This is a genomic window from Kitasatospora sp. NBC_01560, from assembly GCF_045208415.1.
Lineage (GTDB): Bacteria > Actinomycetota > Actinomycetes > Streptomycetales > Streptomycetaceae > Kitasatospora.
In genome coordinates this window covers 7,803,489-7,819,935 of sequence record NZ_CP109364.1, presented here as the reverse complement: position 1 = coordinate 7,819,935, position 16,447 = coordinate 7,803,489, and the positions used below count along the sequence as shown (strand labels likewise).

At 69.8% G+C, this 16,447-nt stretch carries 28 protein-coding genes; 9 read left to right on the top strand and 19 right to left on the bottom strand.

The genetic code is table 11. The features are described 5' to 3' along the window. Nucleotides 1-6: 6 nt before the first annotated feature. The 5 genes from OH807_RS33875 to OH807_RS33855 form a co-directional block, all read right to left on the bottom strand. Nucleotides 7-141 carry a hypothetical protein gene (locus OH807_RS33875; RefSeq protein WP_406206925.1) on the bottom strand — a complete coding sequence of 45 codons (135 nt, stop codon included), beginning with the start codon at nt 139-141 and terminating at the stop codon, nt 7-9. Nucleotides 142-316: 175 nt separating this feature from the next. After that, the gene (locus OH807_RS33870; RefSeq protein ID WP_406206922.1) at nt 317-841 is read right to left on the bottom strand and encodes an NUDIX domain-containing protein; all 525 of its coding nucleotides are present in this window, start codon (nt 839-841) and stop codon (nt 317-319) included. A 96-nt stretch (nt 842-937) separates the two neighbouring features. Then, a complete protein-coding gene (locus OH807_RS33865; protein WP_327065971.1) occupies nt 938-1,234 on the bottom strand; it encodes a hypothetical protein in 297 nt (98 codons plus the stop codon). A gap of 47 nt (nt 1,235-1,281) precedes the next feature. After that, nucleotides 1,282-1,632: a hypothetical protein gene (locus OH807_RS33860; RefSeq protein ID WP_406206919.1), complete on the bottom strand. Its 351-nt coding sequence runs from the start codon at nt 1,630-1,632 to the stop codon at nt 1,282-1,284. 88 nt (nt 1,633-1,720) lie between these two features. After that, on the bottom strand, nt 1,721-2,194 hold the full coding sequence (locus tag OH807_RS33855) for an ATP-binding protein (RefSeq protein ID WP_406206916.1): 474 nt from the start codon (nt 2,192-2,194) through the stop codon (nt 1,721-1,723). 255 nt (nt 2,195-2,449) lie between these two features. Between OH807_RS33855 and OH807_RS33850 the strand changes: the two genes are divergently transcribed. Both OH807_RS33850 and OH807_RS33845 read left to right on the top strand, forming a co-directional pair. Beyond that, on the top strand, nt 2,450-3,289 hold the full coding sequence (locus OH807_RS33850; RefSeq protein WP_406206914.1) for a helix-turn-helix domain-containing protein: 840 nt from the start codon (nt 2,450-2,452) through the stop codon (nt 3,287-3,289). A 2-nt stretch (nt 3,290-3,291) separates the two neighbouring features. Further along, a complete protein-coding gene (locus tag OH807_RS33845) occupies nt 3,292-3,537 on the top strand; it encodes a DUF397 domain-containing protein (protein ID WP_406206907.1) in 246 nt (81 codons plus the stop codon). A 140-nt stretch (nt 3,538-3,677) separates the two neighbouring features. On the opposite strand, the gene OH807_RS33840 is transcribed toward OH807_RS33845, so the two are convergent. After that, nucleotides 3,678-3,854 (bottom strand): hypothetical protein, encoded by a 177-nt coding sequence (locus tag OH807_RS33840; RefSeq protein ID WP_406206904.1) that lies wholly within the window; start codon nt 3,852-3,854, stop codon nt 3,678-3,680. A 142-nt stretch (nt 3,855-3,996) separates the two neighbouring features. Between OH807_RS33840 and OH807_RS33835 the strand changes: the two genes are divergently transcribed. Further along, nucleotides 3,997-4,761: a hypothetical protein gene (locus tag OH807_RS33835; protein WP_406206902.1), complete on the top strand. Its 765-nt coding sequence runs from the start codon at nt 3,997-3,999 to the stop codon at nt 4,759-4,761. A 618-nt stretch (nt 4,762-5,379) separates the two neighbouring features. Here the strand turns inward: OH807_RS33835 and OH807_RS33830 are convergent. The 13 genes from OH807_RS33830 to OH807_RS33770 form a co-directional block, all read right to left on the bottom strand. Further along, the gene (locus OH807_RS33830) at nt 5,380-5,745 is read right to left on the bottom strand and encodes a hypothetical protein (RefSeq protein ID WP_406206899.1); all 366 of its coding nucleotides are present in this window, start codon (nt 5,743-5,745) and stop codon (nt 5,380-5,382) included. 35 nt (nt 5,746-5,780) lie between these two features. After that, on the bottom strand, nt 5,781-5,987 hold the full coding sequence (locus tag OH807_RS33825) for a hypothetical protein (RefSeq protein ID WP_406206896.1): 207 nt from the start codon (nt 5,985-5,987) through the stop codon (nt 5,781-5,783). Nucleotides 5,988-6,018: 31 nt separating this feature from the next. Further along, entirely contained in the window at nt 6,019-6,498 is a 480-nt protein-coding gene (locus OH807_RS33820) for a hypothetical protein (protein WP_406206894.1), read from the bottom strand. A 94-nt stretch (nt 6,499-6,592) separates the two neighbouring features. Beyond that, nucleotides 6,593-7,087, bottom strand: coding sequence for a hypothetical protein (locus OH807_RS33815; protein WP_327065961.1), 495 nt, complete (start codon nt 7,085-7,087; stop codon nt 6,593-6,595). A 52-nt stretch (nt 7,088-7,139) separates the two neighbouring features. Continuing rightward, nucleotides 7,140-7,340 carry a hypothetical protein gene (locus OH807_RS33810; protein ID WP_406206891.1) on the bottom strand — a complete coding sequence of 67 codons (201 nt, stop codon included), beginning with the start codon at nt 7,338-7,340 and terminating at the stop codon, nt 7,140-7,142. 68 nt (nt 7,341-7,408) lie between these two features. Next, the gene (locus tag OH807_RS33805; RefSeq protein ID WP_406206888.1) at nt 7,409-7,879 is read right to left on the bottom strand and encodes a hypothetical protein; all 471 of its coding nucleotides are present in this window, start codon (nt 7,877-7,879) and stop codon (nt 7,409-7,411) included. Between the two features lie 55 nt (nt 7,880-7,934). Next, nucleotides 7,935-8,168 carry a hypothetical protein gene (locus tag OH807_RS33800; RefSeq protein WP_406206885.1) on the bottom strand — a complete coding sequence of 78 codons (234 nt, stop codon included), beginning with the start codon at nt 8,166-8,168 and terminating at the stop codon, nt 7,935-7,937. Then, nucleotides 8,165-8,407, bottom strand: a complete 243-nt coding sequence (locus OH807_RS33795; RefSeq protein ID WP_406206882.1) for a hypothetical protein — start codon at nt 8,405-8,407, stop codon at nt 8,165-8,167. Before OH807_RS33795 ends, OH807_RS33800 begins: the two co-directional genes overlap by 4 nt. 472 nt (nt 8,408-8,879) lie before the next feature. Continuing rightward, on the bottom strand, nt 8,880-9,191 hold the full coding sequence (locus OH807_RS33790) for a hypothetical protein (RefSeq protein WP_406206879.1): 312 nt from the start codon (nt 9,189-9,191) through the stop codon (nt 8,880-8,882). Nucleotides 9,192-9,229: 38 nt separating this feature from the next. Then, nucleotides 9,230-9,415 (bottom strand): hypothetical protein, encoded by a 186-nt coding sequence (locus tag OH807_RS33785; protein WP_406206877.1) that lies wholly within the window; start codon nt 9,413-9,415, stop codon nt 9,230-9,232. Between the two features lie 52 nt (nt 9,416-9,467). Then, nucleotides 9,468-10,286: a hypothetical protein gene (locus OH807_RS33780; RefSeq protein ID WP_406206874.1), complete on the bottom strand. Its 819-nt coding sequence runs from the start codon at nt 10,284-10,286 to the stop codon at nt 9,468-9,470. 31 nt (nt 10,287-10,317) lie between these two features. Further along, the gene (locus OH807_RS33775) at nt 10,318-10,500 is read right to left on the bottom strand and encodes a hypothetical protein (protein ID WP_406206871.1); all 183 of its coding nucleotides are present in this window, start codon (nt 10,498-10,500) and stop codon (nt 10,318-10,320) included. Between the two features lie 250 nt (nt 10,501-10,750). Beyond that, the gene (locus OH807_RS33770) at nt 10,751-10,963 is read right to left on the bottom strand and encodes a hypothetical protein (protein WP_406206867.1); all 213 of its coding nucleotides are present in this window, start codon (nt 10,961-10,963) and stop codon (nt 10,751-10,753) included. 575 nt (nt 10,964-11,538) lie between these two features. Here OH807_RS33770 and OH807_RS33765 point away from each other — a divergent pair. The 6 genes from OH807_RS33765 to OH807_RS33740 are packed head-to-tail and all read left to right on the top strand — an operon-like array spanning nt 11,539 to nt 16,446. Next, nucleotides 11,539-11,862 (top strand): HNH endonuclease, encoded by a 324-nt coding sequence (locus OH807_RS33765; RefSeq protein WP_406206864.1) that lies wholly within the window; start codon nt 11,539-11,541, stop codon nt 11,860-11,862. Continuing rightward, nucleotides 11,859-12,209, top strand: coding sequence for a hypothetical protein (locus OH807_RS33760; protein ID WP_406206862.1), 351 nt, complete (start codon nt 11,859-11,861; stop codon nt 12,207-12,209). The genes OH807_RS33765 and OH807_RS33760 overlap by 4 nt, the downstream gene beginning before the upstream one ends. A gap of 12 nt (nt 12,210-12,221) precedes the next feature. Beyond that, nucleotides 12,222-12,452 carry a hypothetical protein gene (locus OH807_RS33755; RefSeq protein WP_406206859.1) on the top strand — a complete coding sequence of 77 codons (231 nt, stop codon included), beginning with the start codon at nt 12,222-12,224 and terminating at the stop codon, nt 12,450-12,452. A 46-nt stretch (nt 12,453-12,498) separates the two neighbouring features. Then, nucleotides 12,499-14,172 (top strand): terminase, encoded by a 1,674-nt coding sequence (locus OH807_RS33750; protein ID WP_406206857.1) that lies wholly within the window; start codon nt 12,499-12,501, stop codon nt 14,170-14,172. Then, nucleotides 14,172-15,635 (top strand): phage portal protein, encoded by a 1,464-nt coding sequence (locus OH807_RS33745; protein ID WP_406206854.1) that lies wholly within the window; start codon nt 14,172-14,174, stop codon nt 15,633-15,635. The genes OH807_RS33750 and OH807_RS33745 overlap by 1 nt, the downstream gene beginning before the upstream one ends. Further along, nucleotides 15,595-16,446 (top strand): hypothetical protein, encoded by an 852-nt coding sequence (locus OH807_RS33740; protein ID WP_406206851.1) that lies wholly within the window; start codon nt 15,595-15,597, stop codon nt 16,444-16,446. Before OH807_RS33745 ends, OH807_RS33740 begins: the two co-directional genes overlap by 41 nt. Nucleotide 16,447: the final 1 nt, after the last annotated feature.

Genomic DNA, 16,447 nt, shown 5'->3' with positions numbered 1-16,447 from the left:
TCCCGGTCAGTCGTTGCTGTCGGTCTTGCCGGTGCTGCCGCCGTCGGACGCCTGCGCGTCACGGGAGCGGGCGGTGGCGATGGCCGTCCGCGAGACGATCAGGCCGTCGCTCTTCGTCGTGCTCTGGGCGATCTCGGGCATCGTGCTGTCCCTTCTTCCAACTTCACTCCGCCCGGTTGGGCGAAGTGCCGTTCACCCCGCCTTCAGGCAGCCGGAACGTGCACCAGGCGTGCTGTCGAGCGGGGGGTGGTGCCCCCACGCCGCCATAGGAATGGAGACGGCGACGCGGGGAGTTTTTGGGCGCCAGCCTGGCGCGTCAGCGGGTGTGCTCGACCTTGCGGCCGTGCACCAGCTCCCTGACCGATCCGTTCTTGAGGGCGTGGACCGACTCCTCGAACCGCCGCAGGGAGTGGCCACCCAGGAGGGCTTGAGCCTCAAGGACGTTCACCCACGCGGAGTCGACGTACCCGCCGGACAGGGTGAGCTGGCGGTTCCAGACGCTGACGTGGAACACGTCGTTCCGTCCCTCGAACTGACCCGGCGCGGCCGGCACGTGATCGGAGGCCAGCCACCTGCCGACCGCGCCCCGCGACGACGGTCCCGTCACCCGCAGATCCAGCTTCTCGGCCAGCGTGCGAGCCAGGGCGTCTCGGGGCAGTTCGTTCGGGGCAGCGGAGCCGCCGGGCAGCCCCCACGCGGCGTCGCCCTCCCGGTAGCCCCTGCGGACGACCAGATAGCGGCCGTCCTCCTCGCTCTGGACCAGGGCGAGCGCTCCGGCTCGGCGCGGGGCCGGGTCCGCGAAGTGATCCACTCCGGGCGGGCCGGTGATGGTCTCGGTCATTCTTCGTCCTCAGTTCTGTCCCCAGGCAGGGGACTTACGGTTCCAACCGCAGGGGACCGGCTCATCCGGGGGGATTCGGAATGCCGGCCCCCCGCGTCATCCGCGCGCCAGCGCCTTCCCCGGAGCCAGCGGCGGGAACGTCCCCAGCGTGAGCTGGGGGGTATCGGAGAGGCCCGAAAGCCTCAAGATCTCTTCCAGGACGTACCTGTGACCGTCGTTGCCGACGCCGGTGATCCGCAGCGTTCGAACGGCCAACTCCCGCATGTGGAGAACCGATCCGATGACCTGTAGGCCAGGCTCATCCGTGGGGAAGTTGTACCGGCCGAAGCCGGGCAGCAACAGCAGGGACACGGTCTCGCGGGAGGGCGTCAGGCCGCCTTCGCCGTCGGGCACCAGGAGAGGGCGGGCAATGCACGCCAGTCGCTGATTTCGGCCCGCGCTCACGCCGAGACCTCATCGGATCTCAGTAGGCTGGCGTGGACGTAGCTCAGGGTGCCCGGCGGGGTCCAGGTGTCTCGCCGCTCGGCGATCTGCCTCGGGGTGAGGGTGGCGGCCAGCCAGGCCCCGGGCTCGCGGCGGGCCGCCAGGGGCAGGATGATGGCCTCTTCGGGGGGTGGCGGCTCTGGGGGTGCCGGGGGCTTCCGTCTTGCTTCGGTGAAGCGCCGCATCTGCATGCTGTGGATCTGGGACTTCAGCTCCGCCAGCAGGGCCCAGTTGACACGAAGTTCCAGCAGGGGCGGAGGTGCCTCGCCGGTCGGGTCGTGGATGACGCCGCTGACCACGAGGCGCATGGGCAAGTCCGGCTCAGACAGCCGCTGCATCTCCTGAGGAGATATCTCCTCCACAGTGATGCGGCTTCCCCGCCATGCCGTACCTTCCTCAACTGGCAATGGCCGTAAGACCACTTGCGGAGTCAGCTTCGGTGCCAGACTCATTCTGATCCCCCTTGGGAGTGAAGCAGATGATCTTGTTGCCGCTAGCCTTATCTACGTCGGTGTGCCAGGACACTGACAGTGCGTCGAGCAGTTCAAGTCCACGCCCGCTGTCGTCCTCCGAGCTGGCGACCCGGCGCTTGGGGCGCTCCGGCGATCGGTCTTGCACCTCGATCCACGGCGGTCTGCCGACCAGTGCCACGACGGTCACCCTGAAGGGTGATCCGGCATGCACGACGGCGTTAGTTGCCGCTTCGCTGACCAGCAGCACGGCACTGTCCAGGTCCACCCCGATGCCCTTGCAGACGCTGCGGATGAACTTCCGGGCGAGCGAAACAGACTCCGGCATGCCCGGGAACTCTTCGGAACGAATCAGTCGAACCAGGCCACTGAGGTGGACGTGATCGAGCAGTTCTTGCACAGCTCCTCCAGGATCAGCCGGAGGGGGCCGTACGCCATGGCGGACGCACTACACTCCGCCATCGGACTGTTGCGGTTGGTGCATCACCGATGTTCCTCGTACGAGGCGCTCGTACGCAAGCCCCTTGTGATGACTCGTCAAAAAATCACCCCCCAGGGGCATAGTCCACCGTTCCGCGCGCTACCCTCCTCCCAAGAGGGTTGCTGCTGGATAGGGAGGTAGCGCGTGGCGACGAAACCCCAAACGTCCCGAGCCATGGCCAGCGTCGGCCGGCGGCTGAAGACGCTGCGGCTGGACGTGCGCCCGCGCCTCACGCAGGGTGCTGTCGGTGCGAAGATCGGCAAGTCACAGGACCTGATCTCGCTCATGGAGAAGGGTGGACAGCTCCCTACGGACCAGCAGTTGCGGGTGATGCTGGACCTATACGGCGTTGACCAGCCGACGAGGCTCGACCTCCTCGCGGAGATTCGGGAGGCGCGTGCAACCGAGCACGTGTGGTGGACCGAGTACCTGGCGCACCTTCCCCGAAGTCTCGTCAGGCTGATCGAGATCGAGGACACCGCCTCGAAGATCGCGGTTGCCACGGGCGGCCTGATTCCGTGGCCGTTCCAGACGGCCGCCTACATGGCGGCCCTTGATGACCAGAGCGTTCGTGAGAACGGCGCGGAGAAGATGTCTGGACAGCATGCCGTTCGCCAGAGGCGGCAGGACATCGTCACGAGGTCAGATAGGCCGGTGATCGTCAACGCGGTGTTCTCCGAGGCGGCGATACGAGCCCAGGTCGGCGGCGCTCTGGCTATGAAAAAGCAGCTCCATAGGGTAATCGAAATGGCCGAGCAGGCGAACGTGAGCGTTCGCATTATCCCCTTCGTGGCTGGCGCCGCTGCGGCATCGCAGACGAACCTCACGATCATGGATTTCCCGGCACCGAACGACCCAGGGGTGGCCTCCATGGATACGGGGACGGGCGTCTCCATCCTTGAGGACCCAAAGGAAGTCCGCGCTCGCCGGAGGCGGTTCGACTACCTCGTGGGGCAGGCGCTGAGCCCAGCCGCTTCGGTAGAACTCATCAGAACAGTAATCAAGGAACAGTAGCCATGAAGAAGCAGGACCTGTACGACATCACCCCGCCCGTAGACGAGCGATTCAAGTCGCCGCTAAGTGAGGCGAACGGTTCTTGCGTGGACTTTGCGGCCATCGGGCGTGACGCAAGCGGAGCGGCGACCGGTGTCTTCATGGGAGACAGCATGAACCCGGGTCTGCTCGGGCTCCGGTTCACGCCGGAGGAGTTCACTGCGATGGCTGATGGCATCGAGGCCATCCGCAAGCAACTCGGCCTCTGACCTCGTGACGAACGCCCCGGCCCGTAGGGACCGGGGCGTTCGCGTTGCTGAGGGTGGGCTAACCGGGCTCTGGCCCTTGGCATTCTGACAGCGGCCTTGTCCACCCCGACGCCAAGGGAGTTACTGGCCCGGGTGAGGACCTAGCGGGCGTGGTCCCACGAGGGGGTGGGGCCTGGTGCCACCCGGTACTTCTCCTCTTCCTCGGGCGGGGGCAGCGGCACGGTGATGGACAGCTCGATGGCGGCGACGCGGCGGGTGAGGTAGCCCCGTTGGCCGGCGGCGGCCCCGACCCAGGCCCCGGTGGTGTCCTTGGGCATCCAGACACCTCCGTGCTTCTCCACGGTGCCTATCTGCTCGCCCAAGCCCCGGACTACCCGGTAGCGCCCCCTGCGGCCTTCGTAGTCGAACTCGAAGCACCGCGGATTCCATCGGCCGTCGGGCAGGACATTGTCGGGGTGGATGAGCAAGGGCATTCTCCTTCTCGGGGGTGGGTGGGGGTGGGGCCTGGTGCCATCGGCCGGCGGGGACTTCGACCGAGGGGTGGCCGGGTGGGGTGGGGGTGGGCTCTGGTGTCCGCTCTCCGAATTCGACGCCGTCGGCGAGGAGCTGGCGGATCTCGGCGGCGGCCTGGTGCTTGTAGCGGTGGCGGGCGAGGAAGACGTCGTTCTCCCGGATCTCGTACGAGTCGTGGGCGAAGTCGGTGGTGTTGAGGGTGACGACGAGTCGGCGGTCGTGGCCGGAGCCGGTCACGGTCCAGCGGCCGGCGGCCACCGCGGACCAGGTGAGTTCGATGTCCCGCCCGGCACGGGCCCGCTGGGCGCGCTCGCGCTCGGCCCACTCGTCGGCCTTCTGCCGTTCCCGGGCGGCTCGTTCCTCGGCCTCGGCGTGCTCGGCGCGTTCCTGCCGACGGAGGAAAGCTGCGCGGGTCTCAGCTCGCCAGCGCTCCAGCTCCACGGCGCGCTGGCGGGCGGCCTCGCGGCGGCGGGCGGCTTCCTGGCCGCCGGGGAGCGGGGGCAGGGCCTGGGGTTCGTGGCGGACCGCCCAGGGCTCGGCGAGGTCGGCGCGGTGGTGCCGCCAGATGGTGAGCATGGCGCGGCCGTCGGCGGTGGCGAGCACGTCGCCGTTCTCCTCCTGCCGGAGGAACCCGGCGGCGATGACCAGCTCCACCACGCGGCGGCGCACCCGGCGGCCCTTGGCGTCGATGCGGGCCCCGTAGGGGATTAGGCGGTAGCCGGTGCCGTCCCACCAGACCCCGCTGTCGGGGTCCTCCCCACTGGCGGCCACGACGAGGGCGTGCACGCGGGTGGTCCACCCGGAGTTCTCGCGGGCTTCGCGGGTGCGCTCGGCGGTGACGAAGCGGCGGAAGTCGGCTTCGTGGTCCTCGGCGTGGAGTCGGGCGGCGTGGTGGGCGTCGTCGCGGTGGCCGTGGTCGTCACCGACCTGGGCGGGGCGCCCGCTGTACCGGTCGCCGCAGTCCAGGCACCAGACCGCGCCGCCTTCGCCGGACAGGCCGGCTGGCCCCACCCCGACGGGGCACGGGATGCGCAGCCCCCAGTCCAGGGCGGTACCTCCGCCGGGAATCCAGGGGGCGCGGGGGGTGGGCACTGGTGTCTCCTGCGGTCGGTGGGGCGACCCCCGGTTTTGGTTACCCGGGGTGATTGGTTGGGGTACTCGGCGTAAGGGTCTATGTCATAATGTCTTTTTTATTGACATTTAAAAAATATCTATACATAAGCCCCTGGCGGTGGGACTCAACCCAACTCGGGGTCCGACACCCGGCATACCGACAGTGGGGTGACGGCAGCCGGGCGAGGGGGGTGGGGCCTGGTGCCAGCGGGCTGGTCAGCTCGCCCCGACGGCGTCGAGCCACTGGCCGGCGTCCATCCCGTCCAGGGTCGGGCAGCCGTCGCGGAAGCGGACGTCCCGGGGTTCCAACTCCATGCCGAGCATCTGTGCGACGTGCAGGCACTCACGGACGAGGAGACCCCGGTAGGCGGCTTCGGCCCGGACCTGGGCCTCATCCCCGTAGTACCGGCGGGGCTGGTCGCCACTGAGCATTCGGCCGGCCGCTCCGTACGCCTGGCGCTCGACGGTCCACGTGCCCTTGTCGTCGGGGGCGACGGTGAACCGGACGGCCATCGGGGGCCGGTCACTGATCGGCGGGTAGGTGAGGGTGTAGCCGGTGGTGGTGATGGTGGCGGGGGGCACTGGTGTCTCCGGGGTGGTCGGGGTGGGGGCTGGTGTCAGGGCTGGACGAGCGGCGCGCAGGCCGGGCAGAGCGGTTCGCCGTTGGTGGCCCAGTCCGCGACGAGCGGGGCGTGCGGGTCGCACAGGGAGCGGCGGTCGGGGTCGTCCACCATGGCGACGTGCGGGGCGGTGCTGGGGCTGGCGTAGCCGAAGGTCAGGTGCCGGGGCAGGTCCATGACCCGCAACGGCTCGGGGGCGTGCACAGGGGTTCCTCCGGGGGGGTGGGGGCTGGTGTCAGGCGTGGGCGGTGCGCAGGTGGCGGCGGCGTTCGTCGTCCACGTAGCCCTTGCCGGGGGACTTGATCGACCACTCGCGGCAGGTGCAGACGGCCTTGGAGTACGCGCGGCCGGGGCACTCGGCGACGAGCGGTTTGCCGCTGCTGGTGTGCTTGTGGTTCGGCGGGCAGGGGGTGTCGTCGCCGTGGTGGTCGGTGCGGGGTGCGGTGAACTTCGGGGCGGGGGTGGGCTTCTGGTGGCGGGCCCGGGGTGTGGCCTGGTGCCCGCCGCTGCGGCGGTCGATGGCTTCCTGTTCGGCGTCCCATTCGGCCTCGGTCTGGGCGTCGCCGACCACCAGGGGCTCGGTGTGGTCGAACCACACCTTCCGGTCGGCCGCCACGATGCGCTCGGCCTCGCGCTGGGCAGCCTCGGGGGTGGGGGCGAGGACGGGCACCCAGTGCACGCGGATCTCGTCCACGGCGACGATGTACTTGGACATGCTGCTGCTCTCCTGCGGGTGCTCGGGGGGTGGGGCCTGGTGTCTGACCGGCCTCGGCACGGTCCGGAGGGTGTCCGGCCCGTACCGGGGCGGGTCAGGCCGCCAGTACGGTGCCGCTGACGAGCAGGCCGGGCAGGCAGTCCTGAAGCAGCGCGGGGACCATGACGGTGTCGCGGTCGCGCATCCACGGATGGCCGGGCGCGGTGACGATGGCGAACGCCTCGCCGCCGTCAGCCGGGACGACGACGCGGTACCGGGCACGGGGCTTGGCCACCGCCGGGCAGTCGAGCCCGAGCACGCTCGGGTGCGTGTCGCTGGCGACGCCGTAGCGCACGGTGCCGTCCTTCTCGGTCCAGCGCTGCCAGCCAGCGCCCTTGCTGCGGACCTTGCTGGGCTTCGTGGCGGGGCGGGGACCGGGCCCGATCTTCACGGCCTTGCCGGGGCTGCTGAGCGTCGGCAGGTCCAGCGCGGTCTGCACGGCCTTGGTGTGCTTGTTCTGTGCGCCGCGCTGGGCCGGGGTGGTGACGACGACGGGCTTCTTCTCGCCGGGCAGGCGGAGCGTGGTGGTCAGGGTGGCGGGGGTGGGCACTGGTATCTCCTGCGATGGGGTGGGGGTGGGGCCTGGTGTCAGCGGCGGGTGGTCACGCCGCGACGGGGAGCGGGAGCGCCTCCAGCAACTCCGGTTCAGGAACCTCTGGTTCGTGGCCGTGGCTGTAGCCGCTCTCGCGGTCGTCGCTCTCGAAGATGGCCAACCCGGCGGCCTCGGCGGCCTCGTAGTCGTCGGCCTCTACCTCGTAGCGGTAGGTGCTGGTGTCGTTGATGTAGACGGCAAAGCGGGGCACGGAGGTCTCCTGCGGGGTGGGTCGGGGTGGGGCCTGGTGCCAGGCCGGCCGGAGGGTGGGGCCTGGTGTCAGCGGCCTTCGTAGGAGATCCACCAGTCCGCGTGACCGGTCTCGTAGGCGAACCACTCGCCGTCGTCGCCGGTCAGGCCGACGGCTTCGGCCCAGGCCCGGTATCCATCGCGGCTGAGCCGCCAGCCGCGCATCCTGCCCGCGTCCTCCGCCCCCTTGCCGTACGCGCGGCTGTCGGTGGTCCACTCGGGGAGGTCGGCGGGGTCGCTCACCCACGCGGCTTGCACGACCGGCAGCCAGACCACGCGGACGGTGCGCTTGGGCCGTGGCCACTCGACCGTGACGGCTCCGCCGGGGCCCGGGGTGACGGTCGCGGCGTGGTGGGCTCCGTGCCGTGCGAGACGCTGCGCCAGGACGTCCGGGCTGGTGCTCGGGGAGTCGTCTTCGGTGGCGTACGCCTTGACGCCGTGGGCGGTGGCGTGGTCGCCGACGGTGGCCCGGACGGTGTCGTAGGTGGTGCGGGGGTTCATCGGTGCTTCGCTCTCTTCGTCGGGTGGGGGTGGGGCCTGGTGCCAGCGCCGCCGGTCAGAAGGGGATGCCGCCGATGCGCTTGCCGATCGGGCGGACTCGGAGGTACGCGCCCCGGGCGGCCTGACCTTCCCGGGTGATGCGCCACATACCGTGGACGGCCCCGGGGATGAGGTATCCGGCGTCGGCCAGCCGGGCCGTCTCGGTTCCGTCGGGGTCGGCGACGTCGGCCCCGATGCGGTCGCAGAACGACCAGTGGGAGAGAAGCGCGAAGTCCTCGGCGCTGATCACCGGCTGTCCTCCGCCTCGCGGATGAGGGCTTCTAGTTCGGCGGTGAGGGTGAGCAGCAGTTCCCGGCTGTCCTGGGCGCGGGACTCGTCCGTCTCGTCCCACGTGCCCATGTGTTCGTCGTCGGCGGGCTGGTCCCCGCTATGCGGGTCGTACGTCGGGACGCGTTCGTAGAACGTGGCTTCCCAGTCGCGTTCGTGGCGGTGGACGCGGTCAACGAGGGCTTGAAGCTGTGCGGACATGGCGCTGTTCTTTCGGTTCGGGTGAGGGGGTGGGGCCTGGTGCCTGAGCGGCTACGGCAGGGGCCGGGGTGTCCGGCCGCCACCGAAGCGACTCAGACCTCCATGCCCTTGAGTGCCGCGTCGAACGGGCACATGGCGTCCGTGATCAGCCGGTGCAGGTGGTCCCCGGCGTCCCGGCCGCAGTCGGCACAGCTGACCGTGGACGCCTCCACACCGACGCCGTACTTCGAGCGTCCCGCCGCACTCCTCACAGCCGAACTGGTCGTCGCTGGCGGTCACTTCGGGGTCGGGGAGGTCAGCGACCAGGGCGGCGAACTGCTCGGCGGTCTCGGCTTCGGCGGGCTTCGGGGTGTTTTCGGGCATGGCTGTGCCTCCGTGGCGGCGGTTGGGGGTGAGGGGGTGGGGCCTGGTGTCTGTGCACCCATGGCGCGGGCCCGACGCTGCGGGCGGGCCCTCACCAAAGGGGCGCAGCTCAGATGGACTGGAAGACGTGGCCGCCGGTGGTGTGGGCGTAGTCGCAGTTCCACGCGATCATGTCCAGGTGGGGCCTCCACCCCCGGCACCCTTCGACGGCGGCCCGGTACTCGTCGTCCGTCTCCATCAGCCGGTCGTGGGCGAAGTCCTCCAAGTCGTCCCACTGGCCTTCGTAGGCGTCATCGAAGGTCCGCACGGCGTACTCAGCGTCGCCGACGAGTGCGGCGTAAGCGGTGAGGGCTTCCAGGTCTTCGATCATCAGCCCGGCCTCGTCGGCAAGGTGGGCGAGGTAGTCAGCGGTGCGGCTCACGGTGGGGTCTCTCTCGGGTCGGTGTGGGGGTGGGTGGGTCAGACGGTGTGCGGGTCGGCGAACATCTCGTCCAGCAGGACGTCAAGGCCCTGGCCGAACTCCGGGTCACGGCGCATGTCGCGGAAGGCGTCGAACATCGCGGCTGCGTCGTCGGGGTGGTCCATGCCGAGCTTGGCCAGGTTGGGCCAGTAGCCGGACAGTCGGATTGCGTCGGTGCGGGTCATGGCGGAGATTCCGTTCTGTGGTGGGGAAGTTGGAGGGGGTGGGGCCTGTTGCCTACGCGGCGCGGCCGTACACGGCGCGGTATCCCTGCTTGGAGCCGCGCACGATGGCGCGCACGTCCTCGCGGTACGCGGCCCCCTGCTCGGTGGCGTAGCCGTCCAGGTAGGGCTTGAGAACGGTGGTCAGCGGCTTGCCGGGTTCCCAGCCGGACCCGCCGGTCAGGGTCGGGGTGGTCCAGCGAACGGGCGGGCACGACTCGTTGAGCGCGCAGTCACGGCACAGCGGTTCACCGCGTCGTGCGGTCGACGGGGTCAGCCACTCGTCACAGTCCGAGCACTGGGTGTACCCCATGCCGGACAGCGCGTCCTCCACCATGTCCATCGTGATGCAGCCGAGTTGGGGACAGGCAAGCTCGCTGAGCACGTCCCCGCCGTCCACCCCGTCGGGGAGGGTGAGGGGTGATCCCTCCACCTCTTCGATCATGGCGGCGTGCTCGCGCTCGCTGTGGTCCATCTCGTCCAAGATCGGGTATCCGTGCAGGCTGGCCGTGATCCGCTCCGCGAGCGCAACGGCGGTCGGGTTGTCCGCGTCGTACATGAGCCATCCGGTGTCGTCCCACGCTTCGCCGATCGGTCCGCACTCCTCCGTAAACCAGCGCTTGGCCGTGGCGTAGTTGGACGCTGCGCAGACCTGTTCGGCCTCTGTGGCGTACCAGTGGTCCCCGTCCTCCAGGAACCCGCTCACGTCCATCACCAGGGCTATCCGGGCCCAGTCGTGCGCGGCGCACTCCCTGATCAGGTTCTGTGCGATGTCGTAGCTGTTGCCGAACTGGTCCACGGCGGAGCAGAGTTCGGGTGCGAGAGTGGCGTTCATGGTGCGTTCCTTGCGTGGTGCGGGTCGGTGATCAGCGGGGGATGGAGAGCCAGTTGCAGGCGTACGCGCTGCCCTGGTCGCAGGCGTCGCGCATGGCGTCCTGCCAGCCGTCGTTGAATGCGCGGGTGTAGGCGTCCTCACTGGCCGGGCCGCTGCCCGTGAGCGACCATGAGCCGTCCTCCCAGAAGGTCACGGCCTGTCCGGCCAGTGCCATACCCTGCGAGCCGTCAAGGGCCGTGCGGCAGGCGTCGTGCCCCCGTCCGCAGGCCGCCGCAACGGTCTGCCCTTCACCGAGTACGGCGTAGACGTCATCAGCCGTGACGCTCGGCGGAGTTGGGGCCGGTGCGTGGTGGCTTCCGGCCGCCCATCCGCCGAGTGCGGACACGGTGGACAGGGCGAGTGCGGACAGGGTGAGGCGGGCACGCACGGGTGTTCTCCGGTGTTGAGTGGGGTGGGGTAACGGCTCAGGCGTCGTCGCGGTCGGTGTCGACCGCCGGAACGTCTGCCGGGCACTGCACGGGCCGCCGGAAGCGACCGGCCAGCCGCTGCACCCCGTGCGCCAGAAGGCCGGTCAGCAGGGCCGCCGAGAGCCCCCCGCCCCAGTTGTGCGTCTGCCACGGGTTGCCCGCCAGCAGCATGGCCAGGGCCAGGGCGGCGGGGGTGATGTGGTTACGCATCGTGATCTCGTTTCGCTCGGCTCGTTCGTTCTGAGGGCAACACTGCACCACAGATGCATTCCATGTCCAATGCATCTTGCGTGACCTGCATCACAGATACCGAAGTGCTCGGTCTCGCCAAGGCGGAAGACGCGCGCCTACGCGAAGCGAAGTGAAATCCCTTGTGACACAAGGGTTCTAGAGGTGTAGCGATGGCGGTTTGGCGGTCGGCCCAGGGGCGCCCGGGGGGTGTCTCCCGCGCGTGTTCCTTCATTGCCCGGAGCGTCATAGCAGCCGAGATCCGATACGAACGCCAGCCAACCCCTTCTTCCAGGTCAATAACGCAGTGTGACCAGCAGATATGCACTCACTGCCACGCACCGACTGCGGAGGGTGAGGCCGCGGGCGTCGGCCCGCGTGTTAACCGGGCTGCCTTAATACATATGGAGGCGGCTTACGCGCGTGCGCGCGACCCGTTGCAGCGGCACCCCGGCCGGCCTCCCCTCGCAGTCCCGCCAGGGCAACGCTCCCCGATCGGTCCTCTCTCCCCGGTCGTGGTCGAGCACCTGGCGGAGCCCTGCGCCAAGGAGGTTGCCGTGGCCGCGAGTTCGCGCCGGACGACCCCGCTTCCCCCGCACTGGGCCCGTCTTCGCCGCGCGGTGATGAACCGCGACTCCTGGATGTGCCAGCACATCCGGTACGACACCGGCGAGTTGTGCGGCGAGCCTGCGCGCCACTGCGACCACATCGTCCCCGCCTCCGAAGGCGGCCCGGACGACCCCACGAACCTGCGGGCCCTGTGCGACTGGCACGTCCTGCGCAAGGACGCGGCCGACGCCGGCCGAGCCCGTCAGCGGGCCACCGCGGACCGCTGGCAGCCCATCCGAACCCGCCGACGCCACCCCGGGGAGGTCTGTTGAACATCGACCCGACCGAGAAGGATGCGGCGAAGATCCGCGCCGCGCTGGTCGCCCTGTACGAGACCGAGTTGGACTTGGAGCCGACCGACCTCACGCTGATCGACATCGCCGCGCCGATGCTCGCTCGCGCCGCCCAGCTCGACGCCGTGGTGAAGCGCGAAGGCCAGATGATCGAGGGCGGCAACCGCAAGGACATGATGGTGCTGCACCCCGGGATCGCGCAGGCCCAGCTGAACCGCACGCAGGCCGCCGGCCACCTCGCCAAGATCCGCGGTGAGGGTGAGGGCCCCAAGCGCGGGCACAACTCGCGCGACGCCATCGGCGCTCGCTGGGGAAACCGCGTCTGAGAGGAGCCCGCCGTGGCACGCCGCAAGGCAACCCGGGCCGATGGCCCCTCGGGCGAGGCCCTGCGCATCGCGCGGACCATCGTCTACTACGAGGCGTGCTTGGACTCCGAGGTCCCGCACGCCGTTGCCCGCGAACTGTGGTCGCACGACATGAACTTGCCTTTCGCGGCCGGTGAGCACGTCCCCTGGGACGCAGCCCGGCTGCTGGAGGAGCGCGCCCGCCGCGAAACAGCGGGGGCCTGAGACAGCCAAACTCAAGTTCCATTTGGAGTTTGAGGGCCTCGCATGGATGTCCGGACTGAGGAGGGCCGCTCTGATTCCCTACGAGCCGGTCCGCACCCTCGCGGACGAGATCCCCGACCGCCACCGCACGCTGGCCGGTGAGCTTCTGCGCTGGAGCGCCCACGCGTTCCGGCCGGACTGGAAGTACACCCCGGAGCAGGTCAGAATCCTGGCCCGCTGGTACGAGCTGCGCGACGACGCGGTACCGGAGGACCCGAATGACCCCGAGACCTGGGGCCGGGCGTTTCGCTACGAGTCCGGCACTCTGCGCCGTCTCAAGGGCTGGGGCAAGGACCCGAAGATGGCCAGCGTCGCCGCGATGGAGTTCGTCGGCCCGTGCCGCCTGGTGGGCTTTCGCGCTGACGGTTCGCCGATCGGTGGTCCGCCGCAGGAGGCGTGGGTGCAGATCTTCGCCACAGCGGCTGGCCAGAACGTCAACACCATGTCGGCGCTGGCCACGATCTTCTCCCCGGCCGCCATCGACCGGTACGCGATCAAGCTGGGCCAAGAGGTCTGCTACGCGAGCCAGAGCGACACCGACGGCCGCCAGTGCCGCCTTGAAGCCAAGGCTTCGAGCTTCCGCGCCGCCGAGGGCGGACGGCCCAGCTTCGCCCTGATGAACGAGACCTGGCACTGGGTCGAGGGCAACCACGGCCCGCGCCTGGCCGCCACCATCCGCCCCAACGCCACGAAGGTCGGCGGGCGGACGATGGAGATCACCAACGCCCCGGTGATCGGCGAAGAGAGCGTCGCCGAAGGCACCTGGTACGCCTTCGAGAAGCAGCGCGACGGCGTGAACCGCGACGCCGGTATCTACTACGACTCGGTGGAGGCCCCGCCCGGGGTCGATCTCGCCGACGAGGACCAGCTGCGCGCCGCGATCCTGTGCGCCCGGGGCGACTCGGTGTGGATCAACCCGGACCGCGTGATGCGGGACATCTGGTCGGCCAGCACCTCCGAGGACGAGTCCCGCCGCAAGTACCTCAACCAGCTCTCCAGCCATGACGACGCGCTGGTGGACCGCGATACCTGGGACCTGGCCACGGTCGAGCCGGCCGACGGCATCAGGCCCGGTGAGCGGATCGTGCTGTCCTTCGACGGCGGCAAGACGGACGACTCAACCGGCCTGGTGGCCATGCGTGTTCGGGACAAGCTCGTCCAGAAGCTTGCGCTGTGGGAGAAGCCCGACGGCCCGGCCGGCAAGAACTGGGAAGTGGACGGCCAGGAGGTCAACGACATGGTCGGCCACGTCTTCCAGAAGTACACCGTCGTAGCGTTCTTCGCCGACGTCGCCGGGTGGGAGTCCTACGTTGCCGACTGGTCGGAGAAGTACGGCAAGCACCTGCTCATCAAGGCCAGCGGCAAGTCCACTGTCGGCTTCGACATGCGCGCGAACCAGCGCGAGATCACGACCGAGCACATGGCGCTGGTCGGGGCGATCGAGACCGTGGCATTGCCGCACGTGCGCGACTACTCCCTGACCCGGCACACCATGAACGCCCGCAAGAGGCCCAATCAGTACGGCTTCTCGTTCGGCAAGGAGTCGCGCGAGTCGAAGCTGAAGGTGGACCTGTACGCGGCGATGGTGCTCGCGTGGATCGCCCACCGCCGCCTGACCGAGAGCGGCAAGCTCAAGCCCCCCAAGCAGCCCGGAACGCTACAGACCCGAGGAGGGTTCTGATGTCCCTCCCCGTCGTGCTCCAGCGTGCCCGCCACGCCAAGGAGCTGATCGACCGCGACTTCGACCGGCTGAACCTGGTGGACCGCTACGCCCGCGGACTTCACCGCGCGCCGTGGATGCCGGCCAAGTCCAACTCGGAGTTCAAGGACCTCGTCAAGCGGTCCATCCTGAACGTGACCGGCCTGGTGGTCGAGACCCCGCTGAACGCCCTGCGGGTGCAGGGCTTTCGCCGCCCGGGTTCGGGTGAGAACGCCTACGAGTGGGCGTACTGGCAGAAGAACCGGATGGACGAGCGGCAGGCCGCCGTCCACCGCGCCGCGCTGACCTCCGGAGCGGCCTACGCCGTGGTCACCCCCGACCCGCGCAAGGGCCGCCGCGAGCCGCTGATCCGGGCCTACGACTCGATCAACACCGTCGCGGTCTACACCGACCCGGCGTGGGACGAGTACCCGGTGTACGCGCTGCACGTCCCCGAGCAGCAGCCCGACGAGGACACCACCGTCGGCTACCTGTGGGACGACGTGGCGAAGTACACCATCGACCTGGACTCCGAGCCCGACACGGCGGTGCTTTCCGCCGAGCCGCACGGCATGAACGTCTGCCCCGTGGTCAGGTTCTCGCCGTCGGTGGACCTGCGGGGCCGAACCCGGGGACTGGTCGAACCGCTGGTCGTCTCACAGGACCGCCTCAACCAGCAGACCCTGTCCCTGCTGCTCAACCAGCACTGGGGCGCGCACGCGATCCGCTACGCGACGGGCCTCGCCCCGTCCGAGCGCCTGGACCCGGAGACGGGTGACCCGGTGCGCGACGCGCAGAGCGGTGAGCCGGTCTACGACGTGCCGAGCCTGGACCCGTCCACGCTGCTGATGGCCCCGAACTCGGATGCCAAGTTCGGGCAGCTCCCGGCCATGCCGACCGGCGATCTGATGGCCTCGCGTCGCCAGACGATCGAGGAGATCAGCTCACTGGCCGATGTGCCGCCGCACTACCTCGCCGGGGCCAGCCTGGTGAACCTCTCGGCGGATGCCCTGGCCGCCGCCGAGACCTCGTTCAAGCGGATGCTGGGCTCCCTTCAGGACTCGCTGGGCGAGTCGTGGGAGTCGGTGTTCCGGCTGTGCGCGGTGGTGGCCGGCCGGGGCGAGAGCGAGCAGGACGAGAGCCAGGTCGAGTGGGCCGAGAAGTCCACCCGCTCTCTCGCGCAGGCCGCCGACGCCATGGTGAAGCTCATGCAGCAGGGCGTCCCACTCTCGGTCGCGCTGCGCAAGGTGCCCGGGTTCTCTCAGGCCGACATTGACGAGGCGGTGAAGGCCGCCGAGGAAGCCGCCCGCAAGGCGGAGGCCGCCGAAGCCGAGGCCCTGAAGCAGCAGAAGGAGGCGACGGCCGGTGGCGTGGACTCCCAGAACCGACGAGATCCTTCGGGCGGTGGCCGCGTACCAGCTCGCACAGGAGGCGCTGGCCGGTGAGTTCGCAGCCCGCTGGGCTCAGGCCCTGGCCGCCGTCGAGGCCCGCGAGATCGCCGGGTCGCTGACCGAGCTCGAAACCGAGTACGGGGCGGCGGTCCGCGAATCCGCAGCGGCCTCCTACGCCCTGTCGGTCGTCTTCTACCGGCTGTTGCGTGCGCTGGAGACCGGCCGCGTGATCGGGGGCCCCGGCTACCGGCCGGCCTCCTCGCTCGCCTCCCTATGGGCCGACTTCAACCGCGCCACCGGCAAGCGGACCGGCTCCGGCCTGCGCGAGCCCCTGCCGGTGGACACCCGCAACCCCTTCCCCGCCGAGGACATCGCCCGCGAGACCCGCAGGGCGGAGGAAGCGTTCCGCGAGCAGGTCGCCGACCGGGTGGCCAAGCATGAGCGCGAGCGCCCCGGCCGGGAGGGCTCGGCCGCGCTGGACGACCCCGCGCTGATCGCCTGGGAGCGCGAGTTCCTGGAGTCGCTGAAGACCGGTGGGTCCGGGGCGGGCGGGCAGATCGTCCAAGACGGCGGCCGGGACATGATCAACAACGCGCTGCAGGACGACCCGGGGGCCATCGGCTACTACCGCGTCACCGAGGGCTCACCCTGCTACTTCTGCGCGCTCATGGCCGCCCGAGGCGCGGTCTACAAGTCGAAGCGGACGGCCGCCTTCGGCGCTCACCCGCACTGCCACTGCCAGGCCGTCCCGATCTTCTCGCGCCGCTACCAGCTCCCCGACGCCAACGCGAAGTTCGCCGGGATGTGGCGGGAGTTCGGCGGGGGCTCGCTGGCCGACTGGCGTACCCACTACACCAAGACCTAGG